At 70.7% G+C, this 16,070-nt stretch carries 15 protein-coding genes; 10 read left to right on the forward strand and 5 right to left on the reverse strand.

Annotation, left to right across the window (positions count from 1 at the left end):
* The first annotated feature begins 29 nt into the window (after positions 1 to 29).
* From P1L40_RS07540 to P1L40_RS07560, 5 genes are read left to right on the forward strand one after another with little or no spacing between them, the layout of a single operon-like run.
* Positions 30 to 1,304 carry a glycosyltransferase family 4 protein gene (locus P1L40_RS07540; protein ID WP_284010717.1) on the forward strand — a complete coding sequence of 425 codons (1,275 nt, stop codon included), beginning with the start codon at positions 30 to 32 and terminating at the stop codon, positions 1,302 to 1,304.
* Positions 1,301 to 2,530 carry a glycosyltransferase family 4 protein gene (locus tag P1L40_RS07545; RefSeq protein ID WP_284010718.1) on the forward strand — a complete coding sequence of 410 codons (1,230 nt, stop codon included), beginning with the start codon at positions 1,301 to 1,303 and terminating at the stop codon, positions 2,528 to 2,530. Before P1L40_RS07540 ends, P1L40_RS07545 begins: the two co-directional genes overlap by 4 nt.
* Positions 2,531 to 2,546: 16 nt before the next feature.
* Positions 2,547 to 3,494 carry a glycosyltransferase family 2 protein gene (locus P1L40_RS07550; RefSeq protein ID WP_284010719.1) on the forward strand — a complete coding sequence of 316 codons (948 nt, stop codon included), beginning with the start codon at positions 2,547 to 2,549 and terminating at the stop codon, positions 3,492 to 3,494.
* A gap of 6 nt (positions 3,495 to 3,500) precedes the next feature.
* Complete coding sequence (locus tag P1L40_RS07555) at positions 3,501 to 4,283, forward strand: glycosyltransferase (RefSeq protein WP_284010720.1); 783 nt, start codon at positions 3,501 to 3,503, stop codon at positions 4,281 to 4,283.
* Between the two features lie 48 nt (positions 4,284 to 4,331).
* Positions 4,332 to 4,868, forward strand: a complete 537-nt coding sequence (locus P1L40_RS07560) for a DUF3592 domain-containing protein (protein WP_284010721.1) — start codon at positions 4,332 to 4,334, stop codon at positions 4,866 to 4,868.
* A 65-nt stretch (positions 4,869 to 4,933) separates the two neighbouring features.
* Here P1L40_RS07560 and P1L40_RS07565 read toward each other — a convergent pair whose 3' ends face one another.
* Complete coding sequence (locus tag P1L40_RS07565; RefSeq protein ID WP_284010722.1) at positions 4,934 to 6,670, reverse strand: glucosamine inositolphosphorylceramide transferase family protein; 1,737 nt, start codon at positions 6,668 to 6,670, stop codon at positions 4,934 to 4,936.
* Positions 6,667 to 8,673 carry a hypothetical protein gene (locus tag P1L40_RS07570; RefSeq protein ID WP_284010723.1) on the reverse strand — a complete coding sequence of 669 codons (2,007 nt, stop codon included), beginning with the start codon at positions 8,671 to 8,673 and terminating at the stop codon, positions 6,667 to 6,669. Before P1L40_RS07570 ends, P1L40_RS07565 begins: the two co-directional genes overlap by 4 nt.
* A gap of 172 nt (positions 8,674 to 8,845) precedes the next feature.
* Here P1L40_RS07570 and P1L40_RS07575 point away from each other — a divergent pair, with 172 nt between their 5' ends.
* A complete protein-coding gene (locus P1L40_RS07575; RefSeq protein WP_284010724.1) occupies positions 8,846 to 9,130 on the forward strand; it encodes a DUF8044 family membrane protein in 285 nt (94 codons plus the stop codon).
* Here P1L40_RS07575 and P1L40_RS07580 read toward each other — a convergent pair whose 3' ends face one another.
* The gene (locus P1L40_RS07580) at positions 9,131 to 9,913 is read right to left on the reverse strand and encodes a DUF7982 domain-containing protein (protein WP_284010725.1); all 783 of its coding nucleotides are present in this window, start codon (positions 9,911 to 9,913) and stop codon (positions 9,131 to 9,133) included.
* Positions 9,914 to 10,064: 151 nt separating this feature from the next.
* On the opposite strand from P1L40_RS07580, the gene P1L40_RS07585 reads away from it, so the two are divergent.
* The 3 genes from P1L40_RS07585 (at position 10,065) to P1L40_RS07595 (ending at position 13,065) form a co-directional block, all read left to right on the forward strand.
* Entirely contained in the window at positions 10,065 to 10,976 is a 912-nt protein-coding gene (locus P1L40_RS07585) for a DUF1616 domain-containing protein (protein WP_284010726.1), read from the forward strand.
* 98 nt (positions 10,977 to 11,074) lie between these two features.
* Positions 11,075 to 12,556 carry a lipopolysaccharide biosynthesis protein gene (locus tag P1L40_RS07590; RefSeq protein ID WP_284010727.1) on the forward strand — a complete coding sequence of 494 codons (1,482 nt, stop codon included), beginning with the start codon at positions 11,075 to 11,077 and terminating at the stop codon, positions 12,554 to 12,556.
* A gap of 71 nt (positions 12,557 to 12,627) precedes the next feature.
* Complete coding sequence (locus tag P1L40_RS07595; RefSeq protein WP_284010728.1) at positions 12,628 to 13,065, forward strand: cupredoxin domain-containing protein; 438 nt, start codon at positions 12,628 to 12,630, stop codon at positions 13,063 to 13,065.
* Positions 13,066 to 13,072: 7 nt separating this feature from the next.
* Here the strand turns inward: P1L40_RS07595 and P1L40_RS07600 are convergent, their stop codons facing one another.
* Together P1L40_RS07600 and P1L40_RS07605 are read right to left on the reverse strand one after the other, a co-directional pair.
* Positions 13,073 to 13,606 carry a metal-dependent hydrolase gene (locus P1L40_RS07600; RefSeq protein ID WP_284010729.1) on the reverse strand — a complete coding sequence of 178 codons (534 nt, stop codon included), beginning with the start codon at positions 13,604 to 13,606 and terminating at the stop codon, positions 13,073 to 13,075.
* Positions 13,607 to 13,644: 38 nt separating this feature from the next.
* Positions 13,645 to 15,408 (reverse strand): glycosyltransferase family 2 protein, encoded by a 1,764-nt coding sequence (locus P1L40_RS07605; protein WP_284010730.1) that lies wholly within the window; start codon positions 15,406 to 15,408, stop codon positions 13,645 to 13,647.
* Between the two features lie 174 nt (positions 15,409 to 15,582).
* Here P1L40_RS07605 and P1L40_RS07610 point away from each other — a divergent pair, with 174 nt between their 5' ends.
* Positions 15,583 to 16,047, forward strand: coding sequence for an Lrp/AsnC family transcriptional regulator (locus tag P1L40_RS07610; protein WP_284010731.1), 465 nt, complete (start codon positions 15,583 to 15,585; stop codon positions 16,045 to 16,047).
* The last annotated feature ends 23 nt before the right edge of the window (positions 16,048 to 16,070 follow it).

Here is a 16,070-nt window from a genome sequence, read left to right on the forward strand (position 1 = left end):
GTTCTGTGGCGCATCTAGTATCCAGATAGATGTCAGTCGGTTCCCGAAGACACAGCGCACGCGCCGGGGACGCCAGCGACCCCGTCCGGGTCGCAGTCGTCAGCCAACAGTACCCGCCGGAGATGGGTGGCAACGCCTCCCGCGTCGGCGACACCGCACGTCAACTCGCACAGGAGGGGGTGGCGGTGAGCGTGGTCGCACCGCCGCTGTCGTACCCGCCGGAGACGTACCCACGGAGCTGGCGGCGACACGACCGGACGAGCGACGGCGAGATCGATGTCCACCGGCTGTGGGCCTGGCAACCGAGCCGGATCGACCCGAACCCGCTCGAACGGCTCGCGTACTACTTCCTGTTCGCGCTGCACGCGACGCTGTGGCTGTTGTATCACCGCCGGCGGTTCGACGCCGTCGTCTGTACTACGCCGCCGGTCTTTACCGGGATTCCCGGGCTCGTGTTCGGGGAACTCACCCGCAAACCGCTGGTCGTCGACGTGGGCGACCTCTGGATCGACGCCGCGGCGGGGCTGGGGTTCATCCGCGAGTCGAGCCTCTCGACGCGGCTCAGCCGGCGCTACGAACACCTGTTGTTGCTCCGGGCCGACCGCATCCTCACGACGACCGACGAGATGAGTAGCCTGCTGGAACGCGCCCACGGCCCCGCCATCGCACAGCGGTTCCTCGTCGCGCCCAACGCCGTCGATGTCACTCGGTTCGATCCGAACCGAGGGAGCGGCGACGACGGCCGGACGATCGTCTACACGGGTATCTTCGGCCACGCCCAGGACCTGGAGGCGTGCGTCCGGGCGATGGCGCTGCTCGACCACGACGCGACGCTGAAACTGGTCGGCGACGGGGACACCAGGCCGCGGCTGGAACGGCTCGTCGCCGAACTCGGCGTCGAGGACCGCGTCGAGATCCACGGCCCGGTCGAGCGCGACGCGGTGCCGGAACTCCTGGCGTCGGCCGCGATCGGCGTCGCGCCGCTGAAGGACACGCCGGGCCTGCGCTACGCCGTCCCGCTGAAGACCTACGAGTACATGGCCAGTGGCCTCCCCGTCGTCGGGACCGACATGGGGGCGTTCGGCGATCTCATCGAAGCCTCGGAAGGGGGCCTGGCGGTCGAGAACTCCCCGGAGGCGCTGGCGGCGGCGTTCGACGAACTGCTCGCCGATCCCGACCGCCGCGAGCGACTGGGCCGGCAGGCCCGGGAACACGTCGAGCAACACTACGACCGACGGGTCCTCGGCGAGCGACTCGCCGAGATGCTGCGGGACCTCGTCGAGACCACGGGGGGACGCCGATGACCGACCTCTCGTCGGTACCGACCTACGAGGCAGCGAACGACGTGCACTACCGGGCGATGGTGTCCTCGGCGCACCACCAGAGCCACGTCTTCCAGGTGCGGACGCCGTTCAACCACCGCTCGCTGGACGCGATCAACCGGACGGCCGCCGAGATCGACGTGGTGTCGCCGACCCCCTTCGCCCCGCCGGTCGGCCCCTACTCCGAGTACGGCGACATCCCACAGACCGAGCGGTGGGGGACCTACCGCGTCCACTACCCCCGGTTCCTGTACGCGATGCCGAAAAACCGGTTCTACCACTACTCCGGGCGGTCGATGCAGAAACGGATCCCCCGGTACGTCGAGCGGACCTTCGAGACGCCACACGACGTGGTCCACACCTGCGACATCTACCTCGACGGCTACGGGATGTTGCCCTACTGCCGGCGCCACGACATCCCGCTCGTGGTGACGAGCCACGCCTCCGAACTGAAGAACTACGAGAACTTCACCGACGAGGCCAAGGCCCACGTCCGCGAGACCATCAACTACGCGTCGAAGGTGTTGACCGTCAGCGACGAGTTGAACGACATCGCGCGCACCCTCACCTCGCCCTCGAAGATCAAGACGGTGCCCATCGGCGAGGACCCGCGGAAGTTCCCGACCGACCGCCGCGAGCAGATCCGCTACGAACTCGGCATCGACGACGACACCACGCTGTTGCTGTTCGTCGGCGCCTACTACGAGCAGAAGGGACTCAGCGACCTGATCGAGGCGATGAAACGACTCGACAGGGACGACATCTACCTGGTCACCGTCGGCCACGAGGGCGACATGCGGTGGTGGCTGCTGGACCAGCTTGGCGAGCTCACCCACCCGGCTCACTCGTTCTGGCGGCTCGACCCGGTCGCGCTGCGGCGCTGGCAGGTCGCGGCCGACCTGCTCGTCCACCCGAGCTGGACGGAGGCGCGCCCGACGGTCATCTACGAGGCGATGGCCGCGAAGACACCGTCGCTCGCGACGACCGTCGGCGGTATCCCGGAAATGGTCGAGGACGGCGTGGCCGGCGAACTCGTCCCGCCGAAAGACCCGGTGACGCTCGCCCGCGCCATCGACCGCCTGGCCGACGATCCCGAGCGCCTGAGCGAGATGGGCGAGGCCGCACTCCAGCGGTTGCTCGACGAACAGTGGACCTGGCAACACCACGCCAGGCAGGTCACCGACATCCACAAAGAGGTGCTGCGATGACCGTGTGCCGGGGCCGATGACCGGGGCGGATCGCCCTCGGGTCAGCGTCGTCGTCCCGACGTACAACCGCGCCGACACGGTCGGGCGCGCGGTCGAGAGCGCGCTCGCACAGACGGTCACCGACATCGAGGTGGTCGTCGTCGACGACGGGAGCACGGACGACACCGCGGCGGTCGTGACCGGCATCGACGACGAGCGGGTCCGCTATCTCGCCCACGAGCGAAACCGCGGCCGGAGCGCGGCCCGCAACACCGGGATCGAGGCGGCCCGCGGCGAGTACGTCGCCTTCCTGGACTCGGACGACCGCTGGCTCCCGGGGAAACTCGACCGACAGCTCGCCGAACTGTCGCGTCGCCCGCCGGAGTGGATCGGCGTCTACTGTGAGTTTCTGACCCCCAAGCCGTCGGCTCTCGGACGGCTGGTCGACTGGCTCTCCCGGGAAGTGTTCGCCACACCCCGGGCGCTCGAAGGCGGGCGCGAACTGGCCCGGGAGATCCTCACCGTCAACGTCCTCATGGGACCGGGGTCGACGCTCTTAGTCGAGCGCGAAGCGCTGCGTGCGACCGACGGGTTCGACGAGGAACTGGTCGACCACGAGGACTGGGATCTGGTCCTGCAGTTGCTCGACCACGGGAAGATCGCCCACGTCGACGAGGCCCTCGTCGTCGTCCCCTCCTCGGGCGGCGACCCCTCGCCCGAGGAACTCGTCCGGAACAAGCGGCGCTTTCTCGCGCGCCACGCCGACCGCATCCGCGAGTTCGAGGCCGAGGGCACGCGGATCCGGCGGGTCCACGAACTCCACATCGTCGCCGTGTTCTTCCAGAACGGGCGGTTCCGCGACGGGCTGGCGTACCTGCAACTGGACGCGCTCGCGGCGCCGAAAAACTGGGTCCGCCTGGCCTGGTGGACGGTCACGGGCGCGCGACATCGGCTGAAACGGGCCGGTGCCGCGGGGGGCGGGTGACCGGCCGTGCCGGACGACGCCGACTGGCCGACCGTCTCGGTGGTCATCCCCTACGGCCCGGAGTTCACCCCCGAATCGATGCTGGCCGAGGCCCGCGAGAGCGTCGCCGCCCAGTCGGTCCCGACCGAGTGCATCGTCGTCGAGGACACCGACCACCGCGGCCCGGCGTGGGCGCGCAACCGCGGCCTGGAGCGGGCCGACACCCGGTACGTCGCCTTCCTCGACGCCGACGACCTCTGGAAGCCGGCGAAGCTCACGCGGCAACTCGATCGGATGGCGGCGACCGGTGCGGGCATCTGCGTGGAGGGGGAGCCGATGTCGATGGACGACTTCGTCTACCGGGTGTTGCTCGGCGACATGGCCGCGCTCACGCCGTCGATCCTGCTCGACACCGACCAGGTGTCGACGACCTTCGAGGAGGGGCTCCAGCGGGGCGAAGACCTGCTTTTCATCCTCGAAGCCGCCACCGAGGCCGGCGTCTGCCTCTGTCCGGACCTCTACACGCGCCGCCACCACGACCGGAGCGTGACCGCGACCGAGATCCCGGTCGCCGACTACGTCGCGGCCGACAAGCGGTTCACCTACCTGGTGAGCCAGCGGGTCCCGGAGGCACAGCCCTACGTCGACCCCTACTACGTCCAGTTGTTCACCCAGGCCGGCGTCTACTGCCACGAGGCGGGCGACTACGATCGGGCGATCGACTACTACGTCCGGGCGCTGCGGCTCTCGCCACATCCGTTCACGGTCGCGTATCTGCTCCGCAGCGTGGTGGCGAGGTACCTGCCCTGACAGGCCCCGGGAACAGCTTTACAGTCACTTCCGTGTCCATTGCCGGCAATGAGAGCTGTCCTCCGGGTGGTCGTGAGCGTCGCCGGACTCGTCTTTCTCCTGGCCGGGATCGGCTTTGGCGGCCTCCCGATCGCCAACGAACTCCAGACGAACCAGTACGTCGCCAGCGCGGAACCGGTCGACGCGACGGTGCTCTCGACGAACGCGACGCGCGAACTCGGCGGCGGCATGGACCGCGAGGAGTCGCCCGACCCCTACTGGTCGGTCCGGGTCACGTTCCGCTACTCGGTCGGCGGGACGACCTACGAGAGCGGGCACGTCACGCCGCCGGGGACCGCCGAGGCCGGGACGAACCTGCGAGCGGGCAACCGGTCCGCGGCCGAGTCGTTCCTCGCCGACTACCCCGAGAACGCGACCGTGACGGCGTACTACCCGCCCAGCGAGCCGTCCAGCGGCTTCCTCGTCAAACGGACCACGCCGCTGGTGGCGCTCGCGATTCCCGGAGTGTTCGGCGGGCTCTTCGCCGTCGTGGGACTCGCGCTCGTCGGGTTCGGGAGCGGGGTGCTCTCCGTGCGTGGGCTGTGAGTTCACACGCACAGTAGGGGGTCCCACACCCAGGCGGGGTCGTTCGTGGCCGAGCCTCCGGGACGCTACGGGAACCGCGGCAGGCGGTTCGAGAGCCCACGGAGGACGATCCGGGCGCGACGGAGCGTGTGGTAGGTGTCGACGACGGGGTGGTAGCCGTCGATGACGGTGACATCCTCGTTTGCCGCCAGGGTGTGCCGGCCGCCGGCGTAGGGGTCGTCGTCGCCGGGCGCGAGTTCGCCGACGACCGTCTCCTCGAACGCCGTCGGGGTCAGCCGGTCGACGCGGTTGACGACGACGCGTTTCCCGTAGCCGCCGGCGCAGTACTGGCCGGGTCGGTAGAGGGTGCCGTCCTCGGTCCAGGGCGTGCCCGCGGGCCGGACCGAGCGCACGTCGGTCTTGACGGGGTTGTTGGCGTGGGGCACCCACTCGCCGCGCAGCGTCGGGGCGTGGTAGACGTGGAGGTTCGTCTCCGGCAGGTCGTCAAGCAGCGTGAAGAACAGCCACCAGCGCCCGTCGTGGCGGACCACGGTCGGGTCGATCCCCATCACGTCGGGGACGAGCGTCTCGACGTGGTCCCACTCTGTCGGCCCGTGGAGTTCGTAGAGCCTGATCTCGTTGCCCTCGGCCATCTCCGGGGTGACGTAGGTCGACCCGTCGTGGACGAACGCGTAGGGGTACGAGAGGTGGAAGGGCTGTTCGAGGACGACCTCGGTGTTGTCGAACGAGAGGTCGTCGTCGAGGCTGAGCGCCGAGATGACGCCTTTCGCGGTGTCGAAGGGGAACTCCTCGAACAGGAGGTACGGCTCGCCGTCGATCCGGACGGGGAACGGGTCGGCGACGAACCGGCGGCTGTCCGGGAGCGGGAACCACTCGAAGTCGGTGCCCGCCGGATCGGCGACGACCGCCTCGATCGGCGAGTCGGTGACGCCGATGCTCCAGACGCCGCTCCCGCTGGTCAGGAGGTCCCAGCCGGCACGGGCCTGGGCGAACGCCAGTCGAGCGACGCCGCCGACGCCCGGTTCACGGCCGGCTTCCCGGTCGATCTGGACCGGCTCGCCGTCCAGGTAGCCCGCCTCGCCGCTGGCGATGTCGACGGCGACGGCGGCGGGCCAGCGGGCGCTGCCCATGAACAGCCGGTCGACGGTCGCCGGCCAGGAGTACGCCGTCGTCGGGAACGCCCCGCGGCGCAGCGGAACGCCGCTATCGGGGCCTGTCACCCGCCAGAGCGCCGCGTGTGTGACTGTCTCGCCGGCCCGGAGTTCGTCGACGCAGGGCGGCCAGCTCCCGCCCTGGCCGTCGCCCCCGTAGCGGAACTCCCAGACGCCGTAGGTCGGCGTCGACAGGACGGCCTCGTCGCCGAGCCCGAGGCCGCCGAGGCGGACCAGTACGTCGATGTCGGCGTCGGCGAGCGCCGCCCGTCCACGCTCGCCGAGCGCGACGGTCCCGTCGGCGTCACGGCCCTGGACCGGGAGCCGCTCGATGCCGGCCAGTTCGTCGGTCAGATCGAGGACCGTGCTGGCGCCGGGGCTCGGAGTGAGCCGCTGCCAGCCGTCCCACACCGGCCACGGCGGCGCGGTCGTGGCCTCTGGGACCGCGGCCAGCCGCCGGCCCGGATCGAGGTGGATCGGTTCGGCCCGCCCGGTCGCCGGCGACTCGTCGACGACCATCGTCAACGTGACAGACTCGACCCCGCGAAGCGCCCGGATCGCCCGGGCCTGCCAGGCCGGGAGCTGCAGGCCCGAACAGGCGACCGCGACCCGGAGCCGGTCGTCTTCCGTGTGGCGGTCGGCGTCGCTCACTGGGCCTCACCCCCGTCGCCGAACAGGCCCTCGTAGCGCTCCCCATCGTAGAGGACGCGCGTCTCGCCGGCCGAGTAGACGACGCTGTGGCGGGCGGTCCCCGTCCGGTATCGGTCGTCCGAGACCGTGAAGAAGGCGACCTCGTTCGAGAGCAGCCCGCGCCCCGACGCGACCGGGACGACGGAGTCCGTCCAGCCCTCGCGGACCACGACGTAGCCCGTCGGTGCCGACAGCCCCGTCGGGCCCGCCCGGAGGCCCTGGCGCTGTCTGACGAGCCGGTCGCTGTCGGCGATGGGAGCGGACGCGAACGCCCGGTCGGTGATCTGGTCGGCCGCCGCCGGCTGGGTGCCGTACCGGTCGAGGAACGTCGCGGTCCGGACCGTCGCGGCGTACTCCCGGTCGGACATGGCGGTCTGAACGTCCCGGTCGGGAACGTCGACCACCCGCACGTCGTCGGCCGTCAGCGTCGTGAGCGCGCCCGTCGTCCCCAGCGTCGCGACTAGGAGGAGCCCGACGACGACGCCGATCCGGCCCGCGCGGGTGCCGCCGGACCCGAGCGCTCTGGCGATCCCGATGCCCAGCGGGAACACGGCGAACAGCACGACGACGACGGTGATCCGTTCGACCTGCGGGATCTGGACCGGCAGCGGGAGAAACAGCGGGACGGTCCCGACCGCGACGGCAAGCAGCGGCGCGCGGTCGGCGTACCGGCGGCCGGACGCGAGCGCCTCGTAGAGGCCGACCAGGGCGACGGCGCCGAAGACGCTGTAGTAGATCCCGGTCGGCCGAGCGAACCACGAGAGCGCGCGGGCGGCGGTGTCGACCGGGACCGCGACGCCGTAGAAGAACGTCGAGAACGCGCCGCTGCCGGCGACCTCGCGGCCGATGTTGAACGCCAGTCCGAAGATACCGTAGACGATGATGCTCCCGGAGAAGACGAGGTAGCTCACCACCGCGGTGGCCCCGACGACGACTGGGAAACTCCAGCGAAACCGGAGGCGGTCGCGGGCCGTGGAGAGCGCCCCGAGTGTGCCGCCGGCGCGGCCGGCCAGCGCCGGCGCCGCGTAGGTCGCGGCCGCCACGGCACCGACGGGCGCGAGCGCGACGACGTAGGTCAGGTGGTGGACGAACACGAGCACGACCACGAGGCCGAGCGCGTAGGCGCCGTACTGGCGGTAGCGCCGGGTCGTCCCCGCCGTCGAGAGCGATGTCGTCACGTAGAACCCGACGCCCAGCAGGACCACCGCGAGCGTCTGCGGGAAGAAGTAGACGGTGTGGTAGCCGACCCACTCGACGGCGGTGACGGCGAGCGCCACGCCGAGGGCGACGCGGCCGTCCGCGAACAGGCGGGTCGCGACGAGGTACATCGTCGGGACCAGCAGTGCCGAGACGCCGATGCCGGCCGCGACGATGGCGTCGTACGGCGAGAGCCCGCCCAGCAGCGAGGCGGCGCCGACGAAGAGGTGAAAGCCCGGGAAGAAGTCGTAGCCGTGGGGCAACACCGTCGTGTAGCCGGCCGCGAACAGCCGGTTGAGGCTGTCGACGTGGGCGAACGTGTCGGTCCCGCCGAAGTAGAACCCGGTCGTCAGCGCCTTCGTGATCGGCGGGACCGCAAACAGGACGACCGTCGCCGCGAGCGTCGGCGCCGGCGCCCCGTCGTGGCGCACCTGCGTCGCCACCAGGAGGTAGCCGGCCGGGAGCAGCCCCAAAAGCGGCACCAGTCGATCGCCGGTCCAGGCGGTCGCTGCGACGGCCAGTCCCCCGAGGACGAGCAGGATTTTGGCCGTCTGGCCGGCCGTGACCGGCGGCTCCCCGTCCGGCGTCGCGTCACCGCGAGTCACCGCGTAGACGCCCAGCGCGAGCAGCGTCCCGACGACGGCGTAGCCGGCCCGGATCGCCGGCGCCGTGTCCAGGACGCCCAGCGCGAGCGCGCCGCCCAGTCCGGCGACTGTCAGCACGACCACGAACCCACCGAACAGGGCGACCCGATCGGCGCCGGTCATCGGCGTCCGTGCCGTCCCGAACGGTCGCGGCGACACAGACGGTCGCGGGAGCCCGGGTCGGCGACCGGTCGGCGCTCGGCGGCGTCGTTCCTCACCATGTCAGCACGCAGGCACCCGGTGAGCAAAACAGTACTGGCGTCACGTTTTTGCCGGCCGCCGTCCGAGAGCACCCATGCCGACTCGCCGCCAGCGTCGCCTCGTTCGCCTGACAGTCGGGTGGTCGCTGGCGGTCGTGGTCGCGCTCGCCGCCGTCGGCGCGCTCACCGGGGCACACTGGTTCGTCCTGACGCTGCTCGGGGGGCTCGTCGCGGTCCAGCGGACGACGGCGCTGCACGCGAGTCCGCCCTGGCAGCGTGGCGTCCGGGTCCTGTTGCTCGCCGGGTTCGCCGTCTTCGTCGGGCTGGTGGCCGTGGAAGTGTGGACGACCGCGACGGAGCTGTTCGCCCGCGGGCTGTGACTACTGGCTGCGCTCGCCGGCCGGCCAGCGGAGCGCGACCGTGAACGAGTACGCCCGTTGCCCGTCGTCGGGGCGCACGTCTGTCACCTCGACCGGGCGGTCGAGCGCGTCGGCGAGCCCGGTCCCGAGGAACGACGAGACCAGATGGTCGATCCGACGGGGCTCGCCCAGCGGGCAGGCCCGGACCGCGACCGTCGCGTGCCGGCCGTCGACCGTCGCGCTCGCGCCGCCGGCGAGGTCGTACACCGCCGTGAGGCCGTCACAGAGCGCGTCGAGGTGGTGTGCCGGCTCGGTCGCCGCGGCGTCGGTCCGCCGCTCGCGGAACCGCGTGACCAGGTCGGCGGCCGTCGGGGTGACGACGACCGCCGCCGTCTCGCCCTCGACCGCGTGTCGAGCGGCCGTGACCGCGCCGCCCTCCTCCCCGGTGGCCGGGACGACCAGGCGCGACCCCCGGTCGTCGGTCCCCGGGAGGTAGACGCGCCTGTCGTCGAGGTCCTGCCCTGTGACGAGCGACTCGACGGTCGTCCCGGCGGCGGCGGCGACGCTTTCCGTCACCGCGAGCGGCAGGTCGCGGCCGGTGACGAGGACGTGGTTGGCGACGCCGCCGACGACCAGCGTGCCCGAGAGCGCCGTCAGCAACCCGAGCGTCCCCTCGGTCGGGACGACCGGGACCGCAAGCGCCTCGAAGCTGACCGCGAGCCCCAGCAGGCCGACCGCGAGCAACAGCACCGTCGGGACCGACGGTCGCCGGAGGAGTCGGTCCCCGCGCGCGGCTCTACGCATCGGACCACGCCGCTGGTGCCGGCTGCCCTCGGCCGCCGTCGTCCGCGCCGTCCACGAGACTCATTCGTGCGACAGGAGGCCACGGACCGACTTAGTACTGCTGTTGGAGCCACCGATAGGGTTTTCATCGGCGCCGGGGCAACGTGGGGGCATGCAGCGGGGACTCCGCCACGCCGACCTCCTCGCGGTCGGGGGCTGGCTGGCGCTCGTCGACGTGGTCGTGCTAGTCCCCGCATTGCGCGAGAGTCTGCTCCGGCCGGCGCTCGTGGTCCCGTTCCTGCTCGTCGGGCCGGGCTACGCCGTCGTCTCCGCGCTGTTCCCCGAGCGCGTCGGGACCGACGGCGGACCGCAACTGTCGGGACTCGGACGGCTCGTCCTCGGCTTCGGCGCGAGCGTCGGGGTGGTCCTTGCGGTGGGCTTCCTGCTCGATTTCAGCGTCTTCGGCTTCGCCACGATCCCGGTGCTCGGCGGTGTCACGGTCGTGACACTGGGGGCGCTCGTGCTGGCGGTCGTCCGTCGGAGGCGGGTCGAGTCGCCCGCCGGCGTCTCGTTCGACGCGGCCCGCGAGCGGGGCCGGCGAGCGGTCGGGGAACAGCCCGTCGACATCGTGCTGTCCGTGGCGGTCTGTCTCTCGCTCGCGCTCGCTGTCGCCGCCGTCTCCGGACTCCCCGCGGCCGACCGCTCGCCGTCGGAGGCGTACCTCCTGACACCCGGTTCGGACGGGCCGGCAGCCGAGGAGTACCCTGGGCGACTCACCCGCGGTGAACCGGCGGCGCTCGTCCTCGGCGCCGAGAGCGGCACCGACAGCGCGACGCCGGTCATCGCCGTCGTCACGCTCCAGCGCGTCGCCGTCGCCGACGGGACGGTGACAGTCCGCGAGGAGACGGAACTCCAGCGGCTCACGTTCACCGACCCCGCGGACGGGACCGCCCGCGTCGAACACACGGTGACACCGACGCTGTCGGGCGACCTGCGGCTGACCTACGCGGTGTACTTCGACCGCGAGCCGACGGGCGCCCCCGACCGGCAGGTCCACCTCCAGGTGACCGTCGCCGAACCCTGACGGGACACCGATCCGTACGTTTAAGTCGGTAATCACCGACTACGTGGTATGTACTGGCCCGGGAGTGACGACGCGACCGGCGGGGCGTAGCCGCGACGATGGAGGAGAAGCGCCGCGGGACCGACCCCGTTCGACCGTCCTCCCGGACCGCGGTTCCGAGACGGCTGAACTTCGCGCGGGCCGGCGGGCTCTTGCTGGGGATCGAACTGTTCGGCACCGTCGTCGGCTTCCTGAGCACCGTCTACTTCGCGACCGAACTCGGGGCGGCGCGGCTGGGCGTGTTCTTCCTCTTCGAGGCCGTCCTGAGCACGCTGGCGACGTTCGGCGACTTCGGGATCCGGGGCGCCGTCGAGAAGCGCATCAGCGAGGGGACCGCTCCGCGCCAGATCCTCGGTGCCGCGATCCTGCTGAAAGTCGGGCTCATCGGCGTCCTCGGCGTGGTCGTCGTCCTGTTCCGGGACGTGATCAACGGCTACGTCGGCGCGGACGTTGCACTCTTGCTGGTCGTGACGACGCTGCTGTACGAACTGTCGACGCTTACCGTCCACGTCCTCCGTGCGGAACTCCGGGCCGACGAGACGGCCGTGTTGTACTTCCTGCGGTTGGTCACCTACGTCGTCGTCGCCGTCGTCCTCTTGCAGTTCGGCCTCGGCGTGTGGGCCTTGCTGTACGGCGTCGTCGCGGGCTACGTCGTCCTCCTGGTGGCCGGCGCGACGCGCGTCTCGATCCAGCCCGCCGTCCCCGCCCGAGAACACGTCGCGTCCCTCGTCGACTACGCGAAGTTCAACGGCATCTGGGGGCTGGGCGGGCACATCTACAACACGATGGACCTGCTCGTCATCGGCTTCTTCCTCTCGTCGGCCCACGTCGCCGGCTACGAGTTGGCCTGGCGCGTGACCCTGATGACGGCGGTGGTCGGCGGCGTCGTCGCGAACACCGTCTTCGCCCAGTTGAGCGCCTGGAACGCGAGCGGCGAGGTCGACGCGATCAGGACGACACTGCGCAACGGGACGACGGCCGCGCTGTTTCTGGTCGTCCCCTCTTTCGCCGGCGTCGCGCTCCTCTCCGAGGAACTGCTGGGACTGGTGTTCGGTCCGGAGTACGTCCTCGCGGCGGCCGCGTTCGTCGTCCTGATGGGCGAGAAGGTCGTCGCCGCGGTCAACATCGTCCTCGACGCGGCGGTCCGGGCGGTCGACCGGCCCGACATCGGCGCCGGCGCGACGGTCCTCTCCCTGACCCTGAACGTCGTCCTGAACCTCGTGCTCGTGCCCCGCTACGGGCTGGTCGGCGGCGCCGCGGCGACCGGCCTGGCGATGGCTGTCAACACCGCCGCGCTCTGGTGGTTCCTCCGGCGGATCGTCCCCGTCGAGTTCGCCGCCCGTGATCTGGGGTGGTGTGTCGGCGCCGCCGGCGCGATGGCGGGGACGCTCCTGCTCGTCGGGACGGTCGTGCCGGCGACGACGCTGCCCCGCCTGCTGGGTCTGGTGGCGCTTGGCGGAGTCGTCTATCTCGGCGTCGTCGTGCTCTCACCGTCGCTCCGCGGCAGCGCCCGGAGGGCGCTGGCACAGTTCGGCGAGTGAGCGGTGCCGGGACGGTAAGCCGACCGTACCGGTGGAGACAGCCTTAATCCGCCCGAGGTCGACAGGGAGGTATGCAACGACGGACGCTGCTGAAGGTGGTGGGGGCCGCTGCGGTCGGCCTCGCGGGCTGTTCGGAGTCGGGATCGACCGCGACCGAGACGCCGACTCCGACGCCGACGGTCGGACCGAGCGAGACCCTCGTCGAGATGACCGACTCGCTCAAGTTCGTCCCGGAGACGGTCGAGATCAGCGTCGGCGACACGGTGGTCTGGGAGACGGTCGGGTCGGTCGCTCACAGCGTCACCGCCTACGAGGACGACCTGCCAGCGGGCGCCGACTACTTCGCCTCCGGCGAGTTCGACAGCGAGTCGGCGGCGAGACAGGACTACCCCGTCGGCAGTGTCGGCCCCGACGAGACGTACACGCACACCTTCGAGACGGCTGGGGAGTACCCCTACTTCTGTATCCCCCACGAGTCCGGGATGGTCGGGACCGTCGTCGTCGAGTAATCGGCGCCTAGCCGACCCGTCGTTCCGGGGGCCACCACGGCACCCGGGCGAAGTGCGCGAGCAGGACGAGGAGGCCGACGCCGGCGACGGCCGACTGCACCAGCAGGCTCGTCGTCACTTCGGCCCGGAGCGCGAAGTCGAGAAAGCCCGTGAACTCGTCGTAGGGGTACGGCGGGAGCAGCGGCCACAACAGGAAGGTGAGTTCCTCGGTGCGCCAGTACCACAGCGCGGCGTACGTATCCCCCAGGAGGTGACTCGCGTAGCCGACGGCGAGTGCAGGCCCCAGCTCTCGACGGCCGTATCGGCGGGCGACGACCGCCGCGGCCAGGACGACCGGGACGGCAAAGAGCAGCGAGTGAGCCAGCGACCGGCCCGACGGCAGGAGCTGCACCCACCAGGCCAGTGGCTTGTCGATCACGTCGGGCACCTGCGTCCCGGCCAGCAGCGCAAGCAGTTCTGCGCGCGAGCCGGGACGCCGAGAGAGGAGGAGGACACCCAGAAAGAGGACGTAACCGAACGCGAGGTGGGTCCAGGGGAGCACAGTGGTACCGCGGGGCCGACGACGCTTCAACTCGCCGGCTACGACCGCAACCGCTTGAACGTCGGATGCTCGTTGAGCACGTGCATCAGGATGGCGGCGAAACAGAGCAACAGCCCGCCCAGCGCGAACAGGACGCCCGTCGCGAGCGGGACCGGCGCGAGCTGTCCGCCCTGGAGGAACTGCGTCGTCAGCAGGCTCGTGACGACCACCCCCAGGATCATGCTGACGGTGCCCGGTAGCCCGACGATGAGCAGCGGTCGACCGTACTCGATGGTCCAGGCGATGTTGCGCACCAGATCGAGCCCGTGGCTGAGCGAGCCCTGGGTGCTGCCGTGTTCGACATCGTAGTAGATCGTCGTCGGGACTTCGGTGACGCTGAGGCGGTTCCGGTGGGCGTGATAGAGGATGTCGGTGCTCGCGCCCATGTTCTCGCCGATTGTGTCGTCCTCGGCCAGGGAGCTGATCGCGCGGCGGTTGTACGCCCGATAGCCGCTCTGTGTGTCCCGAATCCAGCCGCTCGGGCGGAGATTGCCGAGACTGACGTTGGTCATGTGGTTGATGACCGCCAGCCCGATCGATCGGACGAACGGGATCCGCGTGTTCGAGCCCGGGACGTACCGACTCCCGATCACGATATCGGCGGCCGACCGCTCCTGGGTGTCGACCAACAGCGGGATGTCCGCCGGGTCGTGTTGGCCGTCGGCGTCGATGACGATGAGATGTGCCACGCCGCGCGTCGCCGCCTCGTCGAACGCGGTCTTGAGCGCGCCGCCGTAGCCGCGGTTTCGCTCGTGGGTGACGACGGTCGCGCCGGCCTCGCGGGCGATGACACCAGTCTCGTCCGTGCTCCCGTCGTCGACGACGAGCACCTCGTCGGCGAACGCCGCGGCCTGTTCGACCACGCGCCCGATGCTCCCGCCCGCGTTGTAGGCCGGGATCGCGACGACGACCGACGGCCCGGTGTCCGCCTCGTTCCAGGCCTCCGGGATGGCGACGACCTCGAAGTCGGCCCGGTCGAGGGCGTTCAGTGTCCGTCCGTAGTCGATCCGCGGGCAGTCACGCGTCTGGAGGACGATCCCGGGGAGCCCGCGCTCTCTGGCAGCCGTCGAGAGCGCGCGGTGAAACACCGCGACCGTCGGGTCGCCGCGGGGCGGCTCGACGACGGTCACGCCCAGCGACCCGACCGCGTCGATGAGCTCCGCGTCGGCCAGCGCGGGCGGGTAGGTCAACAGGACCGGGTGGCCGCGGCGTTTCGCCCGCATGACCGTCCGGTAGACGGCGTCTTCGTTGTGCTCGGCGAGGACGATCCCGATCGCCGGGGCCGCGTGGGCACCGGTGACGGCCCCGTCGAGGTGGACGAGCGGGATCTCGTCACCGCTAGCGTCCGGGAGCGAGAGCCCGAGCGGGACCGTCGAGCCGTCGGCCCGCTCCCACAGGACGACCGGCTCCCGGATCGGCTCCGGCGAGGTGTCGAACTCCGTGACACACTCGATCGTCGCGTCGGGGAGGGTCCCGGAGCCGCCCGTGAGCAGGTAGCCGAGAGTTACCGTCTCACCAGGGCGGAGCGTCCGCTCGACGACGATCCGTCCGTCGCTGTATGTCGGCTGGTCGGCCTGCTCCGGGCCGTGAGCCGGGTCGACGAGAGAGTGGCCCGACGGGACGGAGTCGGTGAGCCGAACCAGCGTGGTGGCGTCTCGCGTCGACTGAATCGTGAGCGAGACGCGCCTGGCGGTGCCGGAGGCGGCGCTGACCGTCTTCGTCGTCGAGATGCCGTCCTGCTTGGTTCGCTGTGTCCCTGCCATTTCCCCACCTGGCCGAGCGTACTGCCTGTATCAATGACCCCAGTGAGCAAGTAACTATCTGTTTCTCGAACCGCGATCGGGTAGGCCCGGCGTACCGAGCCGGCGTGGACAGGTCTGGCCGCCGCTTCGCGCGCGAGCCCAAGGGCCTTTGCCGCGCGGGTGTGACGGGACGGTATGGCAGACGAAGCCATCGACGACGTGGACCGGGCGATCCTCCACGCGCTCCAGGAAGACGCACGCAACATGTCTTCGGGGGACATCGCCGAGCGGACCGGAACGTCGGACAGCACCGTCCGCAAGCGGATCCAGCGGCTCGAATCCGACGGGATGATCAAGGGGTACAGCGCCGATGTCGACTACCAGAAGTCGGGCTACCCGCTGCGGATGTTGCTGTTCTGTACCGCGGCGATCCCCGAACGCGGCGATCTCATCCCGGCGATCCTGGAGATCGACGGCGTCGTCTCCGTCCAGGAACTGGTCACCGGCGAGCAGAACCTCCTGATCACCGTCGTGGGCGAGTCCGACAGCGACATCACCCCGGTCGCACAGGAGTTGTTGAACATGGGCCTGACCGTCGCCGACGAGGTGCTCGTCCGGAGCCACGAGACCAAACCGTTCGGCGAGTTCGGGCCCGAGTGACGACAGTAGCGGCGTCGGAGACA

The sequence above is a fragment of the Haloarcula pelagica genome, assembly GCF_030127105.1.
In the GTDB taxonomy this organism is placed as follows: domain Archaea; phylum Halobacteriota; class Halobacteria; order Halobacteriales; family Haloarculaceae; genus Haloarcula; species Haloarcula pelagica.

Coding starts and splice junctions, on each gene's coding strand:
- P1L40_RS07560 (WP_284010721.1), top strand. CDS start 4,332: ATGAGAGCTGTCCTCCGGGTGGTCGTGAGCGTCGCCGGACTCGTCTTT.
- P1L40_RS07570 (WP_284010723.1), bottom strand. CDS start 8,673: ATGACCGGCGCCGATCGGGTCGCCCTGTTCGGTGGGTTCGTGGTCGTG.
- P1L40_RS07540 (WP_284010717.1), top strand. CDS start 30: ATGTCAGTCGGTTCCCGAAGACACAGCGCACGCGCCGGGGACGCCAGC.
- P1L40_RS07590 (WP_284010727.1), top strand. CDS start 11,075: ATGGAGGAGAAGCGCCGCGGGACCGACCCCGTTCGACCGTCCTCCCGG.
- P1L40_RS07595 (WP_284010728.1), top strand. CDS start 12,628: ATGCAACGACGGACGCTGCTGAAGGTGGTGGGGGCCGCTGCGGTCGGC.
- P1L40_RS07605 (WP_284010730.1), bottom strand. CDS start 15,408: ATGGCAGGGACACAGCGAACCAAGCAGGACGGCATCTCGACGACGAAG.
- P1L40_RS07580 (WP_284010725.1), bottom strand. CDS start 9,913: ATGCGTAGAGCCGCGCGCGGGGACCGACTCCTCCGGCGACCGTCGGTC.
- P1L40_RS07575 (WP_284010724.1), top strand. CDS start 8,846: ATGCCGACTCGCCGCCAGCGTCGCCTCGTTCGCCTGACAGTCGGGTGG.
- P1L40_RS07610 (WP_284010731.1), top strand. CDS start 15,583: ATGGCAGACGAAGCCATCGACGACGTGGACCGGGCGATCCTCCACGCG.
- P1L40_RS07585 (WP_284010726.1), top strand. CDS start 10,065: ATGCAGCGGGGACTCCGCCACGCCGACCTCCTCGCGGTCGGGGGCTGG.
- P1L40_RS07550 (WP_284010719.1), top strand. CDS start 2,547: ATGACCGGGGCGGATCGCCCTCGGGTCAGCGTCGTCGTCCCGACGTAC.
- P1L40_RS07545 (WP_284010718.1), top strand. CDS start 1,301: ATGACCGACCTCTCGTCGGTACCGACCTACGAGGCAGCGAACGACGTG.